Genomic DNA, 19,171 nt, shown 5'->3' with positions numbered 1-19,171 from the left:
TTTCGGGCGAGCAGCGAATGCCTATGCCTCTTGCTCATCGCTAACCGGCGGGCGTGGAAAGCCGCCGCCGAAGCGGTACACCAAGGCCAGCACGATGGAGCCGAGAACGAGGCTGAGCAGGGCATCGACCAGCAGTTCGCCGCGGGCGCCGGACCAGTGGCCGTGCAGGGTTGAGCCGCTGCCGTCGAGAGCGACCGCGCCCGCAATCGCAGCGTTGCATGCCGCGATGCAGATGGCGTACTGCGTGGCCGAGAGCGGGTTGTCGCGGCCGACAATCTGGAACACCAGCGCGCTGGTCGCGGTGTAGTTGATGCCGGCCATCACGTTGTAGAAAATCACTCCGGCCAGAAACACAGTCGCGGGAGCAATGCCGCGATTCAATAGGCCGATCATCGCAAGCGAGCCGAGCCCGGCGACCATGGCAGGCGCAATGAACAGGAGGCGGCGGTCGTAGCGGTTGCTGAGCGGGCCGCCGAGCGCGGCACCGGCAATGCACGCCACGGCAAGTACCACGCCGCTGATGAAGGCGGTGCGATCGTCGCTGACTCCGAAGTCACGGCCGATGCCGCCGAACAGGTTCTGCATGGCAAACGTGGCTGACGGAACGATAAAGACCAGCAGCGCGAACCAGTAGCTGCGCTGCTTTGCGGACAGCAGCAGGTTGCGGCCGAGTTCGCGCATGGCGGTGCCGACGCGCTTCGGGATGCGATCTTCCTTTGCGGTGAACAGCAGAGGTGACGCGGACAGCAGGATCGGCAGAGGAATGACGCACGCCGCCAGCCGCAGTGGCAGGTGGCGGATCTCCAGCACGGAGAGGTATCCGCAGGCCCCGGTCAGGCCAAGGTAGGCGACGTTGAGCCACGCGCTGGCGGCGCTTTGGCGGGAGCGCTCCACCAGGTTGGGAACCATGCCGCCGATGGTGCTGGAGTACATCTGCGTACAGAGGTAGCCGAGCAGGAGAAGGACGATGAGCAGGTTTGCTCCGGGACCATGGCCTCCGTTGGCGCTGGCTGCGGGCGTAAGCAGAACGCCGCTGCCCAGGCATATGGCGCCCGCCAACGCCAGCAGCATGGCCCACGTGCGGCGGCTCATGCCGCAGTCCACCAGAGGCGTGAGCAGGAAGCTGAGGTAGCTAGGAGTCAGGATGATGGCCGTGATGGTGGCTTCGCGCGCGTTACTCACGCCGTGCCCGGTCAGCAGCGTCGCCAACGCCACCGCAACAAAGCCATTCATAGAACCCGAGGCCGAGTAGAGGACGCCGACCAGCCATGTGGGAAAGCGGCGGGGCTGCGCCGGGAGCGTGGGATGGGTGGACACTGCGGCTTATCGTAAACGCTGCCGGGCAGGCCGGCCGCTAGAAGTGGATGCGAAGACTGGTTTGCGCAATGTGGTTCACCGCGTGCGTGTGCGTGACGGCCACCTGGTAGCCGAAGCCGAGCGAGATACCGCGGCGGCGGTCCTTCTCGTGCCGCGTGTACGGCAGCCGGCCGACGATCAGCGTGGGGCCCATGAGGAACTGCGTCTGCCCATCGCGGCGGCCGCCAATCCAGTGGGTGGCCGTCGTCTCAATCGCGGGCCAGACGTACTTGCTCGCGTGAAACTGGGATGCGGTATGCGCCGTGAACACGTGACCGTTGCGGCCGGCGTGGTGCACCGGTACCGTGGCGAGCACAGCGGCGCTCTGGTCGAAGCGGCCCCAGCCCTTGCCACCCATCAGTTGCGGGATCACCGCCGCGTCAGCCGAGTTGTTCGCGTCGTTGCCCGTGGGAACCGCCGCGCCAAGCTGCGCGCTGAGGATGTAGTTGCCCCGCTTCTCTGGTGCGCCCAGCAGACGGTACTTCACGGCGCAGTTGAAGTCGCCGAAGCCGTCGGGCTCCTCGTCGACGCGTCGCAGGTGTGACGGGATGGCGAAGGTGAACTCTGTGCGTGGCAGGGGAACGAACTGCAGGCCTTTGCCAACGCCAATGTTCCACAGGTGCGTGCCGCCGCTTTCCTGGTGCGCAAAGTCTTCGCGGAGCACTTGCACGAGCTGCGGTGTGCTGGCGAAGACGGGCCCCGGCCAGCGTGGCTGCTGCGCGGTATAGCGCGTGCTGCGCGCCTGAAAGTCCTTGATCCAGTCGCTCTGTGCGTCCGCGGTACAAGGCATAAGCAGGAGGCTTGCTGCGGCAGCGGACGCCCAGCAGATCGCACGTTCAAACATCATCTTTCGAGGTAGACGGGAAACTGCGAGCCTGGAAAGCAAAAGCCCGCCATTTCTGGCGGGCTCCTGTGCGACTTTCGGTCAGCTTACTCGCCGGTTACCACACCGTGCGAGGCCTTCTCTTCCTTCTTCTTCTCGTTGTTGGCGCGGGCACCCATAGACTGCTTCACGTAGTCATCGGCCTTGGCCAGGTCGTCCTTCACCGCGGCCGCATTGCCACAATCCACATCGGCCTTGCGACGGTACATCAGGTTCAGGTACTGCAGCGCGTCGTCGTAATCGGTACGCAACTGTACCGCCTGGTTCAGGTGGTCGATACCTTCGGCAACCAGGGCCGTGTTTGCCGCCTTCAGCTTCGTACAGGTGTCCTTGGACATCTTGACGTTGCCCTGACCGTCGTCCTTCAGACCACTCTCACCCAGGATCTTGACTGCATTGTTGTAGGTCTCAACAAAGTTGACGGCGCCGATGGTGTAGTGCGCCTCGGCATCCTTCGGATCCACCTGGATGACCTGCATCTCGTACTGCTTGGCTTCCGCAGGCTGCTTGATGTTGCGGTAGATCGACGCAAGCTGCTGCAGCGAGGTCTTATCGCCCGGGTGGTCGGCCAGGTACTGCTTGAAGATCGCGATGGCGTTGTTGGCCGTCTTCATGTTCGCGTCGTCGGTCGAGTTCGGGATGACCAGATAGGAGTAGGCGGTGCCCAGATACAGGTCAGCCATGGGCAGCTTGGGGTCCAGGCGCTTGGCTTCCTGGAAGTACCCGATGGCCTGCTCATACTGCGCGTTCTTGAACGACTGCACGCCTTTGTTGATGTCGTCGCGCGCTTTGAGCTGGTTGCAACCAGAAAGCAGAGTCATGGCGAGCGCGAGTGCAGCCGCGGCTGGAACACGTCCGTTCAGTTTCATTGAGCCAAATGTCTCCTTCAGTTGCGGCATGCAGAGTCCGTTCGTCCTGGGCAAAATAAGTTCTTTGCGCGCAAGGTAGTGGCGCGCTGTTGTGGAGTGATTGTATCCGCAGATTTGCACTTGTGACCAGCCGGTGCAAGGCACTGAGGAGAAGACCACCAAAACGGCAGACACTCGCAAGCAAGTGAGCTGCCCCGATGTAGGCTTGACCACTCCGGTATAGCACGAAGCAGTGGCTGTCGCCTAAACGGATGGACGCATCACCTTCGTGCCGAGTCTCGCCTTCGTCGGAGCAATCAAGGTTGAGAACGGACCAAGCCGTGAATGGCAGGCGCCACGCTGACGCCTGCAATCCGTCGAAGCAGATCAATTCCTGGCTGTGTCTGCGCCGGTCAGCAATGCCATATTGTCCGCGCCAGCCGCGCGTCCAGCGTTCAGAACGGTGGTGACGTCGGCATAGTCGAGACCGGGCGAGGCGTGGACCAGCAAGGTGGTCCGGCCTTGCTGCTGGACGAGTTGCCGCAGATGCTCCGGCAGGTCCGATTGCTGAAGCGGGACGCCGTCAAGTGCGTAGGCTGGAGCCGAAGCGTTCCCCTCGATAGTGACAACGATGGACTGCGGATAGGGCGCCTCTCGATGCCTCGGTGACGGCTGCGGGGCCATCGCAGAAAGTCCATGGACGGCGCTTGGCTCGATCACCATGAAGATGATGAGGAGCACCAGCAGAACGTCGATGAGTGGAGTCACGTTGATGGCGGCGTGCGCCGAACGAGTGGTCGCGGTGGTCATTGCCATGGAGCTCTCCTTGTGCGCGCAGGGCGCGGGCTGGGCAGAGGCGGTGAGCGCGAGAGCGGGAAGGAGCGGTGGTGTAGCCCACACCAGCGCCTGGCCTGCAGGAAGCGAGAGAGCAAGCGCACGCGGCGACGAGGACCGTGTAGCGAAGACACCGATGCCTGACGCTTTGTGCCGCCCCTATGCTGAGTTGGAGTTGAAGGGCCCGAACGTGCCTGAGCGCCTGAACGCGTGGCGCTGACGCTCAGGTACGGCTACCCTCGCCCCAGGAGCGCGCAGGCAGAGACGCAGAGATCTTGCGCTAAGGCGTATTGCTAGCGCGAGGCAGGCCGGAGGCTCGCGGCCCCGGGGAGCGCGGCGTTCCGATCTCGCGGGAGGCCGCGCGCAAGTCAGGCGACGTTAGGACAAGACGAAGGGGACGGCATTAGCCGTCCCCTTCTGTCCTACTTGTTGCGAACGCTACTGGCCCGACTCAACCCGCGGCGTGATGATGCCGATGTTGTCGACGCCGGCTGCGTGGCCGTCGTCGATGACGGGGGTGACCGCGGCGAAGTCGAGCGATGGATCGCCCTTGACGAACATCACCTTGTCGTTACGGGCCTCAAAGATGGTCCGCAGCTTCTCGGTTAGGTCGGTCAGGTTCAGCGGTGGATCTTCGTTGATCTGGTACGTCGGTGTGCCCTTGCCGTTGGCCTTCACCTGCACCACGATGGTGCGGTTGTCCACGTCGGCAGTCTTGTCTTTCGGCGGCTGCGGGACCAGCGTATCCAGTCCGCGCACCACGTTGGGCTGAATGACCATGAAGATGATCAACAGCACCAGCAGAACGTCGATCAGCGGCGTGACGTTGATGTCGGAGCGTGCTCCTTTGCCGCCGCCTCCTCCCATGCCCATGGTCGTAACTCCTTTACCGCCGAGGCGGCCTGTCTTGCCCGCCGGAGCGGTGGTTGGCTCACTGCCGTGAGCGGTCTTACCGCTGGGGCAGTGGGAAAACGTCCTCCCGGGACCGGCCGGCCGTTTGCCGGGCTGCGGTCCTCCGAGAGCCTGTTACATCAGCGGCTTATCCGTGAGCATGCCGAGCTGGCTCACGCCGGCTGCACGGATGCCGTCGATGGCGGTCATCACCGTACCGTAGTTGGCACGCTGATCGCCGCGGAAATACACCCGCTTGTCGGTCTTGTTCTCCAGGCGAGCGGAAATCTTCTCACCCAGTGAGTCGGGAACCACCTGGTCACCACCAAGGTAGGTCTTGCCGTCGCGGGTCACTGCGACGACGACCGAGTCTTCCTTGTTGGCGTCTTCCATGACAACCGCGGCTGTAGCCTGCGGCAGTTCCACGTTGACCTTGTTATTCAGCATGGGCGTGACGACCATGAAGATGATGAGGAGCACCAGCATCACGTCCACCATGGGTGTGACGTTGATGTCGGAGTTTACCTTTTTGCCCTCATCACGAGTTGAGATTGCCATGAGATTGGCTCCATCCTTGTAAGGCTGCGATGCGGGGCGGGGGCTCGAGCCACGCTGTGGCCGAAGACCGTTGCGGGTTCGATACCCTGAACCCGCCCCTTGGATGAGGCCCGCCGAAGCGGGCCGCTACCTTAGCGCTGCGACTGCTTGATGAAGTAGTCGACGAGCTCCGACGAGCTGTTGTCCATCTCGACGTCGAACGCTTCCACCTTGTTGGTGAAGTAGTTGAACGTCATAACGGCCGGGATGGCGACGAGCAGGCCAAGAGCGGTCGTAACCAGGGCTTCCGAGATACCGCCGGCGACTGCGCCGATACCGGCCGTCTTCTGGGTGGCGATTTCCTGGAAGGCGTGCAGAATGCCGATGACGGTGCCGAGCAGGCCGATGAACGGTGCGGTGGAACCGATGGTGGCCAGCGAGCCCAGGCCGCGCTTCAGCTTGGCGTGAACGATGGCTTCCGAACGCTCCAGGGCGCGCTTGGACGACTCAATCTGCTCTTCGGTAATGGTGCCGCCCGAACCGTAGGAGCGGAACTCCTGCAGGCCAGCGGTGACGACCTCGGCGAGGTGCGACTTCTTGGAACGATCGGCGATCTTGATGCCCTCGTCCAGACGGCCGTCCTTCAGAGCGCCGGCAACCTTGGGAGCGAACTCGCGCGACTGCGAGCGGGCTGCCGAGAAGTACAGGGCGCGGTCGATCATAACGGCCAGCGACCAGATGGACATGATGAACAGGATGCCGACGATCACGTCGTCGACCCAACCCATGTGCTTCAACATGTCGAGGATGGAGAAGCCGCCGCCGCCGGAGCTGGCAGGGGCTGCGGCATCCTGGAAGAGCATGCCAAGCGTAGCGGGAACGTGTGCAACGAGTGTGGTGGCGTGAGCGAGAATCACGAGATTCAGTCCTCCAAGATCGACTGCGGTGGGGTTGGAACTGCGTTGGGCAGAGGCACAAGCCTCAGAACGGCCGGCCCAATTTTGAGAGCAAAGGTATCATTTGCCCGCCCTGCCGCACATGCGACACAGGTGTTAGACGGGCAAACCTGGCCGCGGTGTCGAGCCGCGGCCAGAGAAGCTCGGCTTAGCCGCCGAAGGTGAAGTTGACCGTCACGGTGGTGTCGACTTCCGTGGGATCGCCGTTCAGAAGATATGGCTTGTAGCGCCACTGACGAACCGCATCGAGCGCCGCGGAGCGCAGCATCTCAGGCCCGGAGACTACCGAGAGCTGCTCGATGGTGCCGGTCTTGGAGATGATGGCGTGCAGAACCACGGAACCCGAAACGTGCGCCGCCTTGGCGATGGCCGGGTAGGTCGGCGTGGTCTTGGTGATGATCTGACCGGCGGCAACACCGCTGGAGATCTTGACCGGACCGGTCGGCTTGGGCGGTGCGGCCGGCTTGGCCACGACCACCGGAGCGGTGTTCAGGCCGAGCGAACCCATCACGCCGCCAGGAGCGCCCGTGCCGGTACCCATGCCCGCGCCGGCAACACCGGTGGAGACCGGCGGCGGCGGAGGCGGTTCCTTGGTCATGTCAATCTTCTTAGGCACCTTGGTCGGCGCGGTCATTGGATCGAGCGCGGCAACGACTTTGGTGACCTTGACCACCTGCGCCGGTGGCGGCGGGGGTGGCGGCGGCGGCGGTGGCGGCGGAGCGGTCAGCATCGCGGTCATTGCCGTCTTCGGAAGAGCTTCCGGATACAGCAAGGGGATCAGGATGAGCACCGCCAGAATCAGGAAGTTGAAGGCAGCCGTCACAATCATCCAGTACTTGGACTTGGACTTCAGCTTGCCCGCCGATTCGACCATGGAATCTTCAAACATGTTGCAACCTCGAGTCTGCGAGAGGTAAAGCTTGGGACGGTAGACACCGCGTTTGTGCCGATTGTTCCCGGCAAAGACGAGAAATTTTCAGAGGCCCCGCTGTGCATCCGGCAGCTCCGCGATGACGAGCCGACCCAACGAGAAGGCGATACTAACCGTTAGCGCTAACGGCTGGCAAATGCGAGCGTGGAACTGCTGCCGCGATGCGCGCTGCAGCAGTTCAACACGCGAGCAATAGCCCGCTATCGACGGCCAGACGAACCGCCCAGAGCGCCGCCAAGCAGGGAGCCAAGAACGCCGCGCATGATCTGCCGGCCGGCGGTGGAGGCAGCAGCGCGCGCAGCACTCTTGGTCACCGTCTCCAGGATGGAGTCGCTGCCTCGGCCTCCACGCGGGCCAGTTGGGCCGCGCTGTGTGAGCACCTGCGTGATCTCGTGAAACCAGCCGCCGCCGCTGGCTGCTTGCGGCGCACCGGCGGGAGCGGGAGCGTTGGGCGAAACGGTGGGAACGGGCGCGTTCACCGGCGCGGTTGCGCCCGCCGCGGCCTTGCCCTGCAGGCGTTCATAGGCGCTTTCACGGTCGACGGTCTGCTCGTATACGCCCGCAACGCAGGAAGCCTGCATGAGCGATTTGCGCTCGTCGGGCGTGACCGGGCCGATGCGCCCGTGGGGCGGCACCACCCAGGCGCGCTCGACCATCTGCGGCGTGCCGTTCTCATCCAGGAACGAAACGAGAGCCTCGCCCACGCCAAGCTGCGAAATCGCCTCTTCCGTGTTCAGTTGAGGATTGGCGCGGAAGGTTTGCGCCGCCACCTTCACCGCCTTCTGCTCCTGAGGGGTGAAGGCGCGCAAGGCATGCTGCACGCGATTGCCGAGCTGGCTGAGCACCACGGGCGGAATGTCTGCCGGGTTCTGCGTGACGAAGTAGATGCCGACGCCCTTGGACCGGATCAGCCGCACCACCTGCTCAATCTTCTGCGAGAGCTGCTGCGGCAGATCGTTGAAGAGCAGGTGTGCCTCGTCGAAGAAGAAGACCAGCTTCGGTTTGGGCAGGTCGCCGGCCTCGGGCAGGTGCTCGTACAGTTCGCTCAGCAGCCATAAGAGGAACGTGGCGTAGAGCTGCGGCGACTGCATCAGCTTGTCCGCTGCCAGCAGGTTGACCACGCCGCGGCCATCCACGGTTTGCAGCAGATCGTCGATGTTGAGCGCGGGCTCGCCCAGGAACTTCGCCCCGCCCTGCTGCTCCAGCGTGACCAGGCCACGCTGAATGGCCCCGATGCTGGCGGCGGAGATGTTGCCGTACTCGGTCTGATAGCTCTTTGCGTTGTCGCCGACGGCGTTCAGCACGGCCTTCAGATCTTTCATGTCGAGCAAGAGGAGGCCCTGGTCGTCGGCGATCTTGAACACCAGCGTAAGCACGGCGGTTTGCGTCTCGTTCAGGTTCAGGATGCGCGCAAACAGCAGCGGGCCGATCTCGCTGACCGTGGTGCGCAGCGGGTGACCCTCTTCCCCGAAGACGTCCCAGAAGGTGACCGGCGATCCGCTGAATTGGTACGGCGGCAGACCGAGCTTCGTGAGGCGCGCATCGAACTTGTCGCTCGCGGCACCGGGCATGCTGATGCCACTGAGGTCGCCTTTGACGTCGGCCGCGAAGACGGGCACGCCGATGCTGCTGAAGGCCTCGGCCATGACCTGTAGCGTGACCGTCTTGCCGGTGCCGGTGGCTCCGGCGACAAGGCCGTGACGATTGGCCATGTTGGGCAGCAGGTGAAGATCCAGCGTTCCGCTCTTTGCAATCAGCAGTGGTTCAGGCATTCGGCTTGGCCCTCTTTCGGAGGCGGTCCCTCTCTTCGGAAAGGGCGCAAACACCATTCTGACGACGACAGGCTGCCGTGTCACTTGCAGCCTGCGCAGCCCGCAATACGGCAGAGCTATACCACATCCGCCGTCATTTTCGCTGACGGATATAGCGTTTGTCGGCCACATTGCGCCAGGCAATTTCGTTTACTTCTGCCGCTTATTCCAGTAGGCTGCGTGGGCTATGAAAAATTCCTTGTTGTCCTTGCGGGGCGTTTGCCTTGCTATGTCTGCCTGTTTGCCATTACTTGCCGGTTGCGCTGGAGGGGGGAGCAGTTCCACCTCCACCAGCAGCGGTGGATCGAATCCGCCCACGCCGACCGCACTTGCCATTACCGCGGTCGCGCCCACGAATGTGCCAGTCGGGTCAGGCGATGTAGCGCTCACCGTCAACGGCACCGGGTTCACCAGCGGCTCTGTTGTTTCGGTCAACAACGTTGCGGAAGCGACGTCGTATGTAAACGCAACGCAGTTGAAGGCCACGGTGCCGGCCAACCAGCTTGCTGTGGGCGCGGTGCTTTCTGTCAGCGTGAAGAGCGAGGTAGGGGCGGTGACCGCCGACCCGTCCACCACGGCGCTCTCGGTCGACAACCCGGTGCCGTCGCTCGCTTCTATCGCACCGGCGACCATCGCGCTGGGTGCACCGGATACGACCGTCACCGTGACGGGCACCAACTTTGTGCCGGGCGTCGCGCTCGCTGTCAACGGCACCACGCGCACCTCGACCTTTGTGAGCGCCACCCAGCTCACGGCCAAGCTTCTAGCCGCTGACTTTACCGCGGCAGGGCCGTTGCCTCTCAACGTGATCAATCCGAAGCCGGGCGGCGGCACCTCCGGAACCAGTTCGCTGGCCGTCAGCAATCCCGCACCTGCCATCACCTCTGTATCGCCCGCCACCGTTCCTACCGGCGGCAGCACTCCCGTGACCGTTACGATCACCGGTACAGGCTTCCTGCCCGCCACCGCCGTGCAGATCAACGGCGCCGCACGCGCCGCGACAGTCGTCAGCGGAACACAGATCACCTTCTCGCTCACCGCGGCAGACATGGCCTCGACGGGCACGCTCAGCATCACTCTTGTGAATCCGGCACCGGGCGGCGGCACTTCCAACGTCTCCACGGTCCAGGTCGGCGTCCCGGCTCCCACGATTACGTCGCTCTCGCCTGCGACCCTGCCGGTTGGATCTGCCGCAACCACGGTCACCATCACAGGAACCGGCTTCGTTCCCGCTTCCACGGTTCAGTTCGGTGCTGTCACGCATGCGGGTGTTTCGTTTGTCAGCAGCACGCAGTTGACGCTGCCCCTCACCGCTGCCGATCTCACCTACAGCGGCAACTATCCCGTAACGGTAACCAACCCCGCCGCGTCGGGCGGTGCGTCCAAGCCCGCCTCCTTCGTTGTGCAGGCCGCCACACCCGTGCTGGCGACCATCACGCCCAGCACCCTCGCCATCAACAGTGGATCGTTCAGCATTACGGCAACCGGAACCAATTTCGCCAGCTCGTCCAAGCTGAACTGGAACGGCTCACCGATCCCGACCACTTATACCTATACCTACTCCGCCACTCCGACGAACCCTTACGCCTACACCTACGTTCTCGTCGGTACGGTCTCCACGGACCTGCTCGCCAGCACCGGCACAGCCAGTGTCACGGTGACCACGCCTACCGCTGCTGCCGCTTCCAATGCACTCACGGTGACCGTCGGGAATCCACCGGTACCGTCTGTCAGCTCACTTTCACCGAACGCCGTGCCGACAAACGCGGACGCGAAGCTGTCCATCACTGGTACGGGCTTTGCGAAGTCCTCGGTAGTCTCCTACAACGGTCAGCCGCTCACGACCACCTTCAACAGCAACACCAGCCTTTCCGTCACAGTTCCTGCCGCATCGCTGACCGTTCCCGGCAACAACGCGGTTACGGTTTCCACGCCGGCTCCGGGAGGTGGCACCTCAACTGGCGTACCGCTCACCGTGTACGTTCCGCTGGTCAGCAACAGCATGGTTTTCAACCCGGTAAACGGGCTGGCGTACCTCTCTATCCCCAGCACGGGCAGCACCATTACCGGCAACAGCATCGTTTCGTTCGATCCGGCGACGGGCGCGCTGGGCACTCCCATCTTCGTCGGCAGCGAGCCTGGCGTAATGGCCATCAGCGATGACGGCACCACACTTTGGGTCGCGCTGAACGGCACCACGGCGATCCGCAAGGTGGACCTGGTGCACGCAACGGCTGGAGCGCAGTACTCCATCTCTGCCATGGCGGGTTACTACAATACCGTTACGGCCCTATTGGTCCTGCCCGGAACCACGGACTCCGTCGCCGTAACGAACAGCAGTCTGCTGGGCATCTACGACGCCGGTGTTCTTCGTGGCAGCACGATCAGCACGAATTCGGCCTATGCTCTGCAGGCTGACGGCACCCGCAAGGAGATTTACGCCGGCGGTTACACCGTCCAGGCGTACACCTACTCGAACACCGGAATTACGCTGAAGTCCTCCGGCACCAACTCATTTCCCTATAGCGTAGCGAGCAGCGGCCTCGATGATATCCAGCTCACCGGCGGCAAGCTGTTCACCGATTACGGTCGCGTGTATGACCCGGAATCGGGCGGACAACTCGGCACCTTCAACCAGGGAACGACGGTTCTGCAGGGGCCGACGTTGAACGATCCCGGCCTGTCGCAGGTCTACGTTCTGAATAGTTCTCAGAACCCTGGCTACTACTACAACGGCTACTCGCAGGTGAGCCTGTTCAGCCCGACAGACTACTCCAGCACCGGCAAGAGCTTTGCCTGGAACATCCCTTCCTCGCTCCAGACCGGTTCCGGATCGAACCAGACCTACTACAACCTTCAGCCTCACCGGCTTACTCGCTGGGGCTCTAACGGCCTGCTTCTGCACACCCAGGCTGCTATCTTCAGCGCGCAGTCGAATGTCATCAAGGACCAGTCCTCGGTCTCGGCGGATCTGTCGATTACGCTCAGTGCATCGGGCGGAACCACCACCGGCAGCACCGCTTCGTACACCGCAACGGTGAAGAATGCCGGCCCACAGGCCGCAACGGATGTGGCTGTTTCGCTTCAGGCGCCGACTACCGGCGTCCTGACCGGGGCAACATCCACGGTAGGCGCCTGCTCCTCGGTCAATGGCTGCACCCTGGGCACGATCGCCTCGGGTTCCACCGCGACCATTGCCATCCAGGTGCTTCAGACCACGGCGGGTAGCGGCAGCCTGAATGCACAGGTACAGAGCTCGTCAACCGACCCGGTCAGCAGCAACAACGTTGCTTCCAGCAGCATCGCCGTCACAGGGACTACCTATAACCTGGTGCCGACACTCATTACGGTGACCCCGAATGCAGTGAAGGCCGGCAGCACCGACACCACCATCACAGCTACAGGCGCGAACTTCGCTTCGGGCTCGCAGATTGTGCTGGGCAGCACTGCACTGACCACCACCTTTGTGAGCAGCTCCACTCTCACAGCGACGGTGCCCACGGCGAGTCTCACGACGATGACCTGGGCGCCTGTCTCGATCAGCACGCCAGCACCGGGCGGCGGTACAAGCAACTCGTTGCCGTTCACCGTCTTCAACGTCGTTACGGTTGGCTTGAATCACATCGTGTACGAGCCGTACTCGCGCAAACTCTACGCCAGCGTTTCCAGTGGATCGACCAATGTCACCGGCAATTCGATCGTCAGTATCGATCCGGCGACCGGCACCTTTGGAACACCAGTCACCTTCAACACAGCTCCAAACCTGTTGGCACTCTCCAACTCCGGCCAGACACTCTACACGAACCTGGCACTCCCGTCTTCGTCGAACTACACCTTCATCTCCTCGTTGCCCATGGGTCGTGTCGACTTGCTCAGTGGCACCGGAGCGTCGGTCACTGCAAACCTGTCCACCAGCACCTACAGCTACAACTCGACACTCAACTCCATGGCGGTTCAGCCCGGTTCGGAGAACACCCTGGCAGTGGGACTGCAGTATGGCTACGCCGACCTTCTGGATTACTCGGCTTCCGGTAACACCCTGACGCAAAGGGGAGCGCCTGCAAGCAACAGCTATAGCGCGTCCCCCTGCCTGTACTTTCTGGATGCGTCCGACCTGTTGACGCTTGGGTACAATACCTACCTGTACCCGGTGACCGCCACGGGCTTCGGGACCGGCAAATTGCTGCCCAGCACGACAGCTTGCTTCCAGCTGAACGGCACCACCGGCGCGGACACGTCTGGCAAGCTGTACAACGTGACCACGTCCGGCGTGACACAGACGGGCACGGTCGTTCTCTCCAATGCCTACAGCTACTCGACGGGTCAAGCCGCGCCAGACACATCTCTGGGCAGCGTCTTCTACCCTGCGAATACCTCTAGCTCGTCCTACGGCTACGCCGACGGCCTGTTCTCGTACGACCTGCACTCTTTCCTCAGGACCGGTTCCCTATTCCTGAACATCCCGACCATTGAAGGCAGCAACTACTACTCCACAGGCGTAGGCGACATCGTCCGCTGGGGCCAGGACGGCCTTGCGATGATCACGTCGACGGGCCACCTGTACCTACTCCGCGGACCTTTCGTAGTGCCGCAGGAGATGGTGAGCAGCACGGCGGCAACGCTTACATCTTCCTCTACGACCAGCATCACCGTGGGCAGCAAGAACACGCTGCTTACGTTGACCGGCAGCAACTTCCAGCCGGGCGTTGCGGTCACGTGGAATGGCAGCTATCGCACCACAACCATCGTGGATGCCACCCACGTCAGCGTCGCGATCCCAGCGTCCGATCTGGCTGCGGCGAGCACGGGCAACCTGGTCGCCACCAACCCCGGCGCAACCGCCTCCAACACTCTGACGGTAACGGTCCGGTAAACCCACCAAACACGAAGAACGAAGGCCACCCGTACGGGTGGCCTTCGTTCTTGCCGGTAGTCCATGCAAACTGCTCGGTTTAGTTCGCGGGAAGGGGCGACATGGCATCTGTCAGTGCCTCTGGCAATCTGTCGCTCTGATCGCATTTGTGTAGCGAGCTTCGCCCGCGACGTCTGTTCCTGCAGCACGGTTCTACGTGGGCAAGGTCACAACGACGGGATTCTAGAGTCGGCCACTCTCCTGACGACTGCGCACGCGCGCGAAGCGGGTCCACACCAAGCAGCAGCTCTTCCTTGTCTTCTCGCTGGAGTGCGCCGGTCGAAGAGACTGAAGGGGGGACCGGTGCTTGCAACCGAGAAGCAAGCGTTGCAGTGGTGAATGCCCAAGTCAGCGACCGCTCGCTTCCACGGTACCGGGCGCTGCAAGCCGTTCTAGAAGCAGTTGGAATCGCCATACCGGTATGGATCAGGTCGTGAGCTGCCGCACCCGTGAAACGGACGACTTCGGAGAGGCTGTCTGAGAACAGAACGGATGCTGTCGCGTCCATCCAGCGCGTCTGCAATCCGTCCAGCGCGAAGCGTTCGGCCTCACGCTCTCTCCAACGCAAACGGCGCAGAGGTCACCCTGTTCTCTAGGTGACCTCTGCGCCGTTCTGGATCTGGCTTTCTGAGCCTGGAGGAGACCGGCTAGACCGCTACGCGCTTCGCGGCCGGCAGAGCCGTGCGCTTGCCCTCGCTGGCGCGCCAGTCGGTCCACGCCACCAGCATGGGCGCAGCGACCGCGATCGACGAGTACGTGCCGATGAGGATGCCGATGACCAGCGCCAACGAGAAGCCGTGCAGGACCTCGCCGCCGAAGAGGAACAGCGAAAGCACAGTGAGGAAGGTGAGACCCGAGGTGAGGATGGTTCGCGACAGCGTCTGGTTGATGCTCTTGTTCACGACCTCGCTCAAGGTGGAGCGACGCATGGTCTGCAGATTTTCGCGGATGCGGTCGAAGACCACGATGGTGTCGTTCATGGAATAGCCGACCAGCGTGAGGATGGCGGCGACCACGGTCAGCGTGATCTCGGTATTCAAGAGCGAGAAGAAGCCGATGGTGATGAGCGTGTCGTGGAAGACGGCGATCACGGCGGCGGCGCCATAGATGAACTCGAACCGGAACCACAGGTACACGAGCATGCCGATGAGCGACCACAGGATGGCCCAGCCGGCCTGCCGCGTGAGCTGCGCGCCGGCGGTGGGGCCGACGGTGTAGGCGTCCTGCACCTTGAAGGTGCTGTCGTGGTAATCGTTCTGCAACGCCTGCTCGACGGCAGTACGCGCGCCGATGGCGGCCTGGTCGGTCGTCTGCGGCAGGGTAACGACGGCTTCATAGCCGTTGTCGCCGTTCAGCCGCTGGATGCTGGCATCGTGAATGCCGGCAGCGTCCATCGCGCGGCGCATGTGGTCCTCGTTGGGCGCGGACGGGAACGAGACGCGCACCTGCGTGCCGCCCTTGAAGTCGATGCCCTTAGGCACGCCGTGCCAGAAGAGCATGCTGAAGACGCCGGCGATGGAGAAGATGAGCGAGAAGCCGAGGAAGTACCACTTCTTGCCGAGCCAGTCGATGTTTGTGTTCTGGAAGAGTTCCATGTCCGTGTCCTAAATTTGGTGCCCTCGCCCCGCCGCGCATTGCGGCGGGGTGGGCTGATGTGGCGAAGACCCACGTGAGCTGCGCGAACGTGGGGCGTGCTCACCCACGTTCGAAGAGGTTCCGCTAAATCGACAGAGCTTCGCCGCGCTGCTTGCGGCTGAGCACGCCGTCAAAGATGACGCGCGAAACGAAGACTGCAGTAAACAGATTGGCCAACAAGCCAAATGCAAGCGTGATCGCGAATCCCTTCACCGGTCCCGTGCCCACGAAGAACAGGATGAACGCCGAAACCAGCGTGGTCACGTGCGTGTCCAGGATGGTGACCCAGGCGTGATTGAAGCCGTTGCCGACCGAGGCCGCGGCGTTCTTGCCGGCACGCATCTCTTCGCGGATGCGCTCAAAGATGAGCACGTTGGAGTCGACGCCCATACCGATGGTCAGGATCACGCCGGCGATGCCGGGCAGCGTGAGCGTGGCATGGAAGAAGCCCATGAAGCCCAGCAGGATAACCAGGTTCAGGACCAGGGCAAGATCGGCGTTGATGCCCGCGCCGCGGTAGTAGACGAGCATGAAAACCATGACGGCCAGCATGCCGACCACGGCCGCGATCACGCCCTGTCGGATGGACGACGCGCCAAGCGACGGCCCGACGGAGTGCGCCTCAAGGTAGGTGATGGAGGCGGGCAGGGAACCCGTGCGCAGCATGAGCGAAAGATCGTTGGCGGCCTGGCGCGTGAAGCCACCGGAGATCTGGCCGTTGTCGCGGATGGAGCCGTTGATGCTGGCGACTTCCTTCACCTTGTTGTCCAGCACGATGGCCATGTACTTGCCGATGTTGGCGCTGGTGTAGTCATAGAAGCGGTCGCCGGCGGCGGTGGTCAGGTTGAACGAAACGTCGTCGCGACCAGCCTCGTCCTTGCTGGGGCGGGCGTCGCGGAAGTCAGGCCCCTGCACGATGGGGATGCGGCGCAGCACCCACCACTTGGTGTCGTCGCCGTTGTTGCCGCCCTGCAGCACCACGGCGTCCTGGCCGATCGCGGCAGCGTCCGCCTCTTCCTTGGTGTTGTAGCTCGGCGCCTGACCCTGCGTGCCGAGGACCTCGTGGATCTCAAGCCGCGCGGTGGACTGCACGATGCGGCGGACCTGGTCGATGTCCGAGACGCCGGGCAGTTCGACGAGAATCTGGTCTTCGCCAAGACCATACTTCTGGATCACGGGCTCGGAAACGCCGAGCGAGTCGACGCGGCCGCGGATGGTTTCGATGCTGGTGTCGAGCGTGCGCTCGCGCAGCGCCTTGATGGCCGACTGCTTCATTGCCAGCTTGAAGCCGCCCTGCTGGCTGGAAACGTCGTAGTCGCCGTAGGTGTTGCCGGTGATCAGGTCATCGACGGCCTTGCTCTTGTCGGCAGGCACGTTGTTGACCACGAGCACGGGCTGCTTCGCGTCGGGCTTGGTTACGGTCGCGGCCGGAGCTATGTCTTTCAGCGAAAGCTGCAGGCGCTGCTGGTCAGAGTCACTCTGCGCCGCGATGGCCTCATCCGTGTGCACCTGCAGCACCAGGTGGGTGCCGCCGCGCAGATCCAAACCCAGGTGGATGCGATCGGTGAGGGTCTGTTTCAGGCTGCCGTGCGGAATGCCAAAGATGCCGTACAGAAAGACGAGAAGAACAGCGATGATAGCGACAACTTTGCCGCGGAGATTGGTCTGCATGGCCCTGTTCGCGCTCGTGGGACCGGTTTGGCCGCCTCCGCGCGTCTTTTCTGGTGCCGTCCGTTCCCGGAGGCCGAAATGATCCCGAGATGTTGCCGGGAACGCACGTGAGCGCAACCGCACCCACAGGCGTTGTACCGCAACATTTTAGCAAGAGCGAGGCAACCCGGGCGGAACCATCTTCTGCGTGGAACCAGCTAAGCCGATGCGTCCTCTTCAGTGGTCACGCTGGCAATGGCGGATTTCACGAACTCCAGCTTTACGCCGTCGGGCTGCACGCGGACGATCACCGAATCGTCCTTGAGGCTGACGATCTGGCCGCGGATGCCGCCGTTGGTGGTCACGCGATCACCGCTCTTCAGCTTGGTCAGCATCTCGTTCCACGCCTTTTGCTTGCGCTGTTGCGGAATAGCGGTCAGCAGCACAAAGCCGATGAGGACCACCGGGAGGAGGAGACTGAGTCCGCCGAAGCCGGACGCCTGAAGAAGCAGAAGTGCGAAAGGTGACACGAAACGTTCCGTCCTGAAAAGACGCGGCTGACAAGCGGCAACGCGCCCCGAAGTGGGATCGCTCTATTCTAACTGCCATGGCCGATCCCACACCGCTCGCCCCCGCCGCTCCCGCTGCCGACGACACCGTGCCGGCCTCCCTGGGATTCGCCGTGCTGACGGTGAGCGACACCCGCGCCGCAGAGACGGACAGCAGCGGAGACATCCTGGCCGACCGCATTCGCGCGGCCGGGCACCAGGCGGTTGCGCGCGCCCTGCTGCGGGACGATGCGGTGGCGATCTCCGCACAGTTGCGCGAGTGGATCGCCCATCCCCGCATCCACGTGGTGGTGAGCACGGGCGGCACCGGCGTGACCGGCCGCGACGTAACGCCCGAGGCATTTCGCGCGGTGCTGACCAAGGAGCTGCCCGGGTTTGGTGAAGTGTTTCGCGCGCTCAGTTTTCGCAAAATCGGCCTGGCCGCGATCCAGTCGCGCGCCCTGGGCGGCGTGGCAGAGAACACCTACCTGTTCGCTCTGCCGGGGTCGAACGGAGCTGTTCGCGATGCCTGGGACGACATCCTGTCGCACCTGTTCGCGCCGGGCAGCGGCAACTGCAACCTGGCTGTGCTGATACCGCGCCTGGAGGAGTAGAGCGGCCGGTCTAGCCCGGGGGCCAGCCCATCGCGCGTCCGCCAAGGATGTGGAGGTGCAGGTGCGCGACCGTCTGGCCGCCATCGCTTCCGGTGTTCGCGACTACGCGGAAGCCGTCCGGGCAAAGCTGCTGACCGATCTCGCCGGCCTTCATCAGCAAGTGGCCAAGCATGGCCTCGTGCGAGCCATCGATGTGGCCCAGCGACTCCACCGGCGCCTTCGGGATCACGAGCACATGCACCGGGGCGACGGGGGAAACGTCGTGAAACGCGAGGCACGTTTCATCTTCGTACACCTTGTTGCAGGGCACCTCGCCGCGCACGATGCGGGCAAAGATGGTGGGCTGTGTCGCGGCGTCGGTCATTTCGTCCCGTTGTAGCACAAAGGCCTGACAGGATCGTGGCAGCGCGGCTGGCACCTGTCGCGGAGCACGTGCCCGGAAGGCTTCGGCCGACGCTCAATCGTGCAATGTGCCACGCGCGGCAAAGCGGCGATGGTGTGAATGTCAGCGGGCCGAACCGCCCGGCACACCGGAGGGAACACCATGCTCAACCTGATCGCACTTGCTATCTTTTCTGCCGCCGTCACCGCTCCCATGCTGGTTCTCACGCTGCGCCGGCCGCTGGTGGAAGCAGCCTGACACAGCTCGATCGTTTGCCGGCCTTTGCTGTAACGACGGCCGCCTCTCTCACGCACACCGAACTGAAAGGAACCAATCCCATGCACGACTGCCTTGTTGTTCTCAGCTACCTCGCCATGATCTTT

15 protein-coding genes are annotated in these 19,171 nt (G+C 63.2%); 2 read left to right on the top strand and 13 right to left on the bottom strand.

Annotated features, from left to right (window positions below):
* Positions 1–21: 21 nt before the first annotated feature.
* The 9 genes from OHL12_RS13450 to OHL12_RS13410 all read right to left on the bottom strand — a co-directional run bounded on the left by OHL12_RS13450 (position 22) and on the right by OHL12_RS13410 (position 9,008).
* Positions 22–1,317: an MFS transporter gene (locus OHL12_RS13450; protein ID WP_263414329.1), complete on the bottom strand. Its 1,296-nt coding sequence runs from the start codon at positions 1,315–1,317 to the stop codon at positions 22–24.
* A gap of 37 nt (positions 1,318–1,354) precedes the next feature.
* Positions 1,355–2,203, bottom strand: coding sequence for a hypothetical protein (locus OHL12_RS13445; protein WP_263414328.1), 849 nt, complete (start codon positions 2,201–2,203; stop codon positions 1,355–1,357).
* Positions 2,204–2,286: 83 nt separating this feature from the next.
* Positions 2,287–3,108 carry a tetratricopeptide repeat protein gene (locus OHL12_RS13440; RefSeq protein ID WP_263414327.1) on the bottom strand — a complete coding sequence of 274 codons (822 nt, stop codon included), beginning with the start codon at positions 3,106–3,108 and terminating at the stop codon, positions 2,287–2,289.
* A gap of 366 nt (positions 3,109–3,474) precedes the next feature.
* Complete coding sequence (locus OHL12_RS13435) at positions 3,475–3,903, bottom strand: ExbD/TolR family protein (protein ID WP_263414326.1); 429 nt, start codon at positions 3,901–3,903, stop codon at positions 3,475–3,477.
* Between the two features lie 456 nt (positions 3,904–4,359).
* Positions 4,360–4,794, bottom strand: a complete 435-nt coding sequence (locus OHL12_RS13430) for a biopolymer transporter ExbD (RefSeq protein ID WP_263414325.1) — start codon at positions 4,792–4,794, stop codon at positions 4,360–4,362.
* 153 nt (positions 4,795–4,947) lie between these two features.
* Positions 4,948–5,370 (bottom strand): ExbD/TolR family protein, encoded by a 423-nt coding sequence (locus OHL12_RS13425; protein ID WP_263414324.1) that lies wholly within the window; start codon positions 5,368–5,370, stop codon positions 4,948–4,950.
* A gap of 131 nt (positions 5,371–5,501) precedes the next feature.
* Positions 5,502–6,266 carry a MotA/TolQ/ExbB proton channel family protein gene (locus OHL12_RS13420; RefSeq protein WP_263414323.1) on the bottom strand — a complete coding sequence of 255 codons (765 nt, stop codon included), beginning with the start codon at positions 6,264–6,266 and terminating at the stop codon, positions 5,502–5,504.
* 187 nt (positions 6,267–6,453) lie between these two features.
* Positions 6,454–7,194 carry an energy transducer TonB gene (locus OHL12_RS13415; RefSeq protein ID WP_263414322.1) on the bottom strand — a complete coding sequence of 247 codons (741 nt, stop codon included), beginning with the start codon at positions 7,192–7,194 and terminating at the stop codon, positions 6,454–6,456.
* Between the two features lie 242 nt (positions 7,195–7,436).
* Entirely contained in the window at positions 7,437–9,008 is a 1,572-nt protein-coding gene (locus OHL12_RS13410) for a DUF853 domain-containing protein (protein WP_263414321.1), read from the bottom strand.
* Between the two features lie 280 nt (positions 9,009–9,288).
* On the opposite strand from OHL12_RS13410, the gene OHL12_RS13405 reads away from it, so the two are divergent.
* A complete protein-coding gene (locus OHL12_RS13405; protein WP_263414320.1) occupies positions 9,289–13,920 on the top strand; it encodes a beta strand repeat-containing protein in 4,632 nt (1,543 codons plus the stop codon).
* 686 nt (positions 13,921–14,606) lie between these two features.
* Here the strand turns inward: OHL12_RS13405 and secF are convergent.
* From secF to yajC, 3 genes are all read right to left on the bottom strand, one after another.
* Positions 14,607–15,554 carry a protein translocase subunit SecF gene (gene secF / locus OHL12_RS13400; protein WP_263414319.1) on the bottom strand — a complete coding sequence of 316 codons (948 nt, stop codon included), beginning with the start codon at positions 15,552–15,554 and terminating at the stop codon, positions 14,607–14,609.
* A 124-nt stretch (positions 15,555–15,678) separates the two neighbouring features.
* Positions 15,679–17,265 carry a protein translocase subunit SecD gene (gene secD, locus OHL12_RS13395; RefSeq protein ID WP_263414318.1) on the bottom strand — a complete coding sequence of 529 codons (1,587 nt, stop codon included), beginning with the start codon at positions 17,263–17,265 and terminating at the stop codon, positions 15,679–15,681.
* 197 nt (positions 17,266–17,462) lie between these two features.
* The gene (gene yajC / locus OHL12_RS13390; protein WP_263414317.1) at positions 17,463–17,774 is read right to left on the bottom strand and encodes a preprotein translocase subunit YajC; all 312 of its coding nucleotides are present in this window, start codon (positions 17,772–17,774) and stop codon (positions 17,463–17,465) included.
* 77 nt (positions 17,775–17,851) lie between these two features.
* Here yajC and OHL12_RS13385 point away from each other — a divergent pair, with 77 nt between their 5' ends.
* Entirely contained in the window at positions 17,852–18,406 is a 555-nt protein-coding gene (locus tag OHL12_RS13385; RefSeq protein WP_263414316.1) for a molybdenum cofactor synthesis domain-containing protein, read from the top strand.
* A gap of 10 nt (positions 18,407–18,416) precedes the next feature.
* Here OHL12_RS13385 and OHL12_RS13380 read toward each other — a convergent pair whose 3' ends face one another.
* Entirely contained in the window at positions 18,417–18,770 is a 354-nt protein-coding gene (locus OHL12_RS13380; RefSeq protein WP_263414315.1) for a histidine triad nucleotide-binding protein, read from the bottom strand.
* Between the last annotated feature and the right edge of the window lie 401 nt (positions 18,771–19,171).

The organism is Terriglobus aquaticus, assembly GCF_025685415.1.
Classification (GTDB): Bacteria; Acidobacteriota; Terriglobia; order Terriglobales; family Acidobacteriaceae; genus Terriglobus; species Terriglobus aquaticus.
This window is presented reverse-complemented; position numbering and strand designations above follow the sequence as displayed.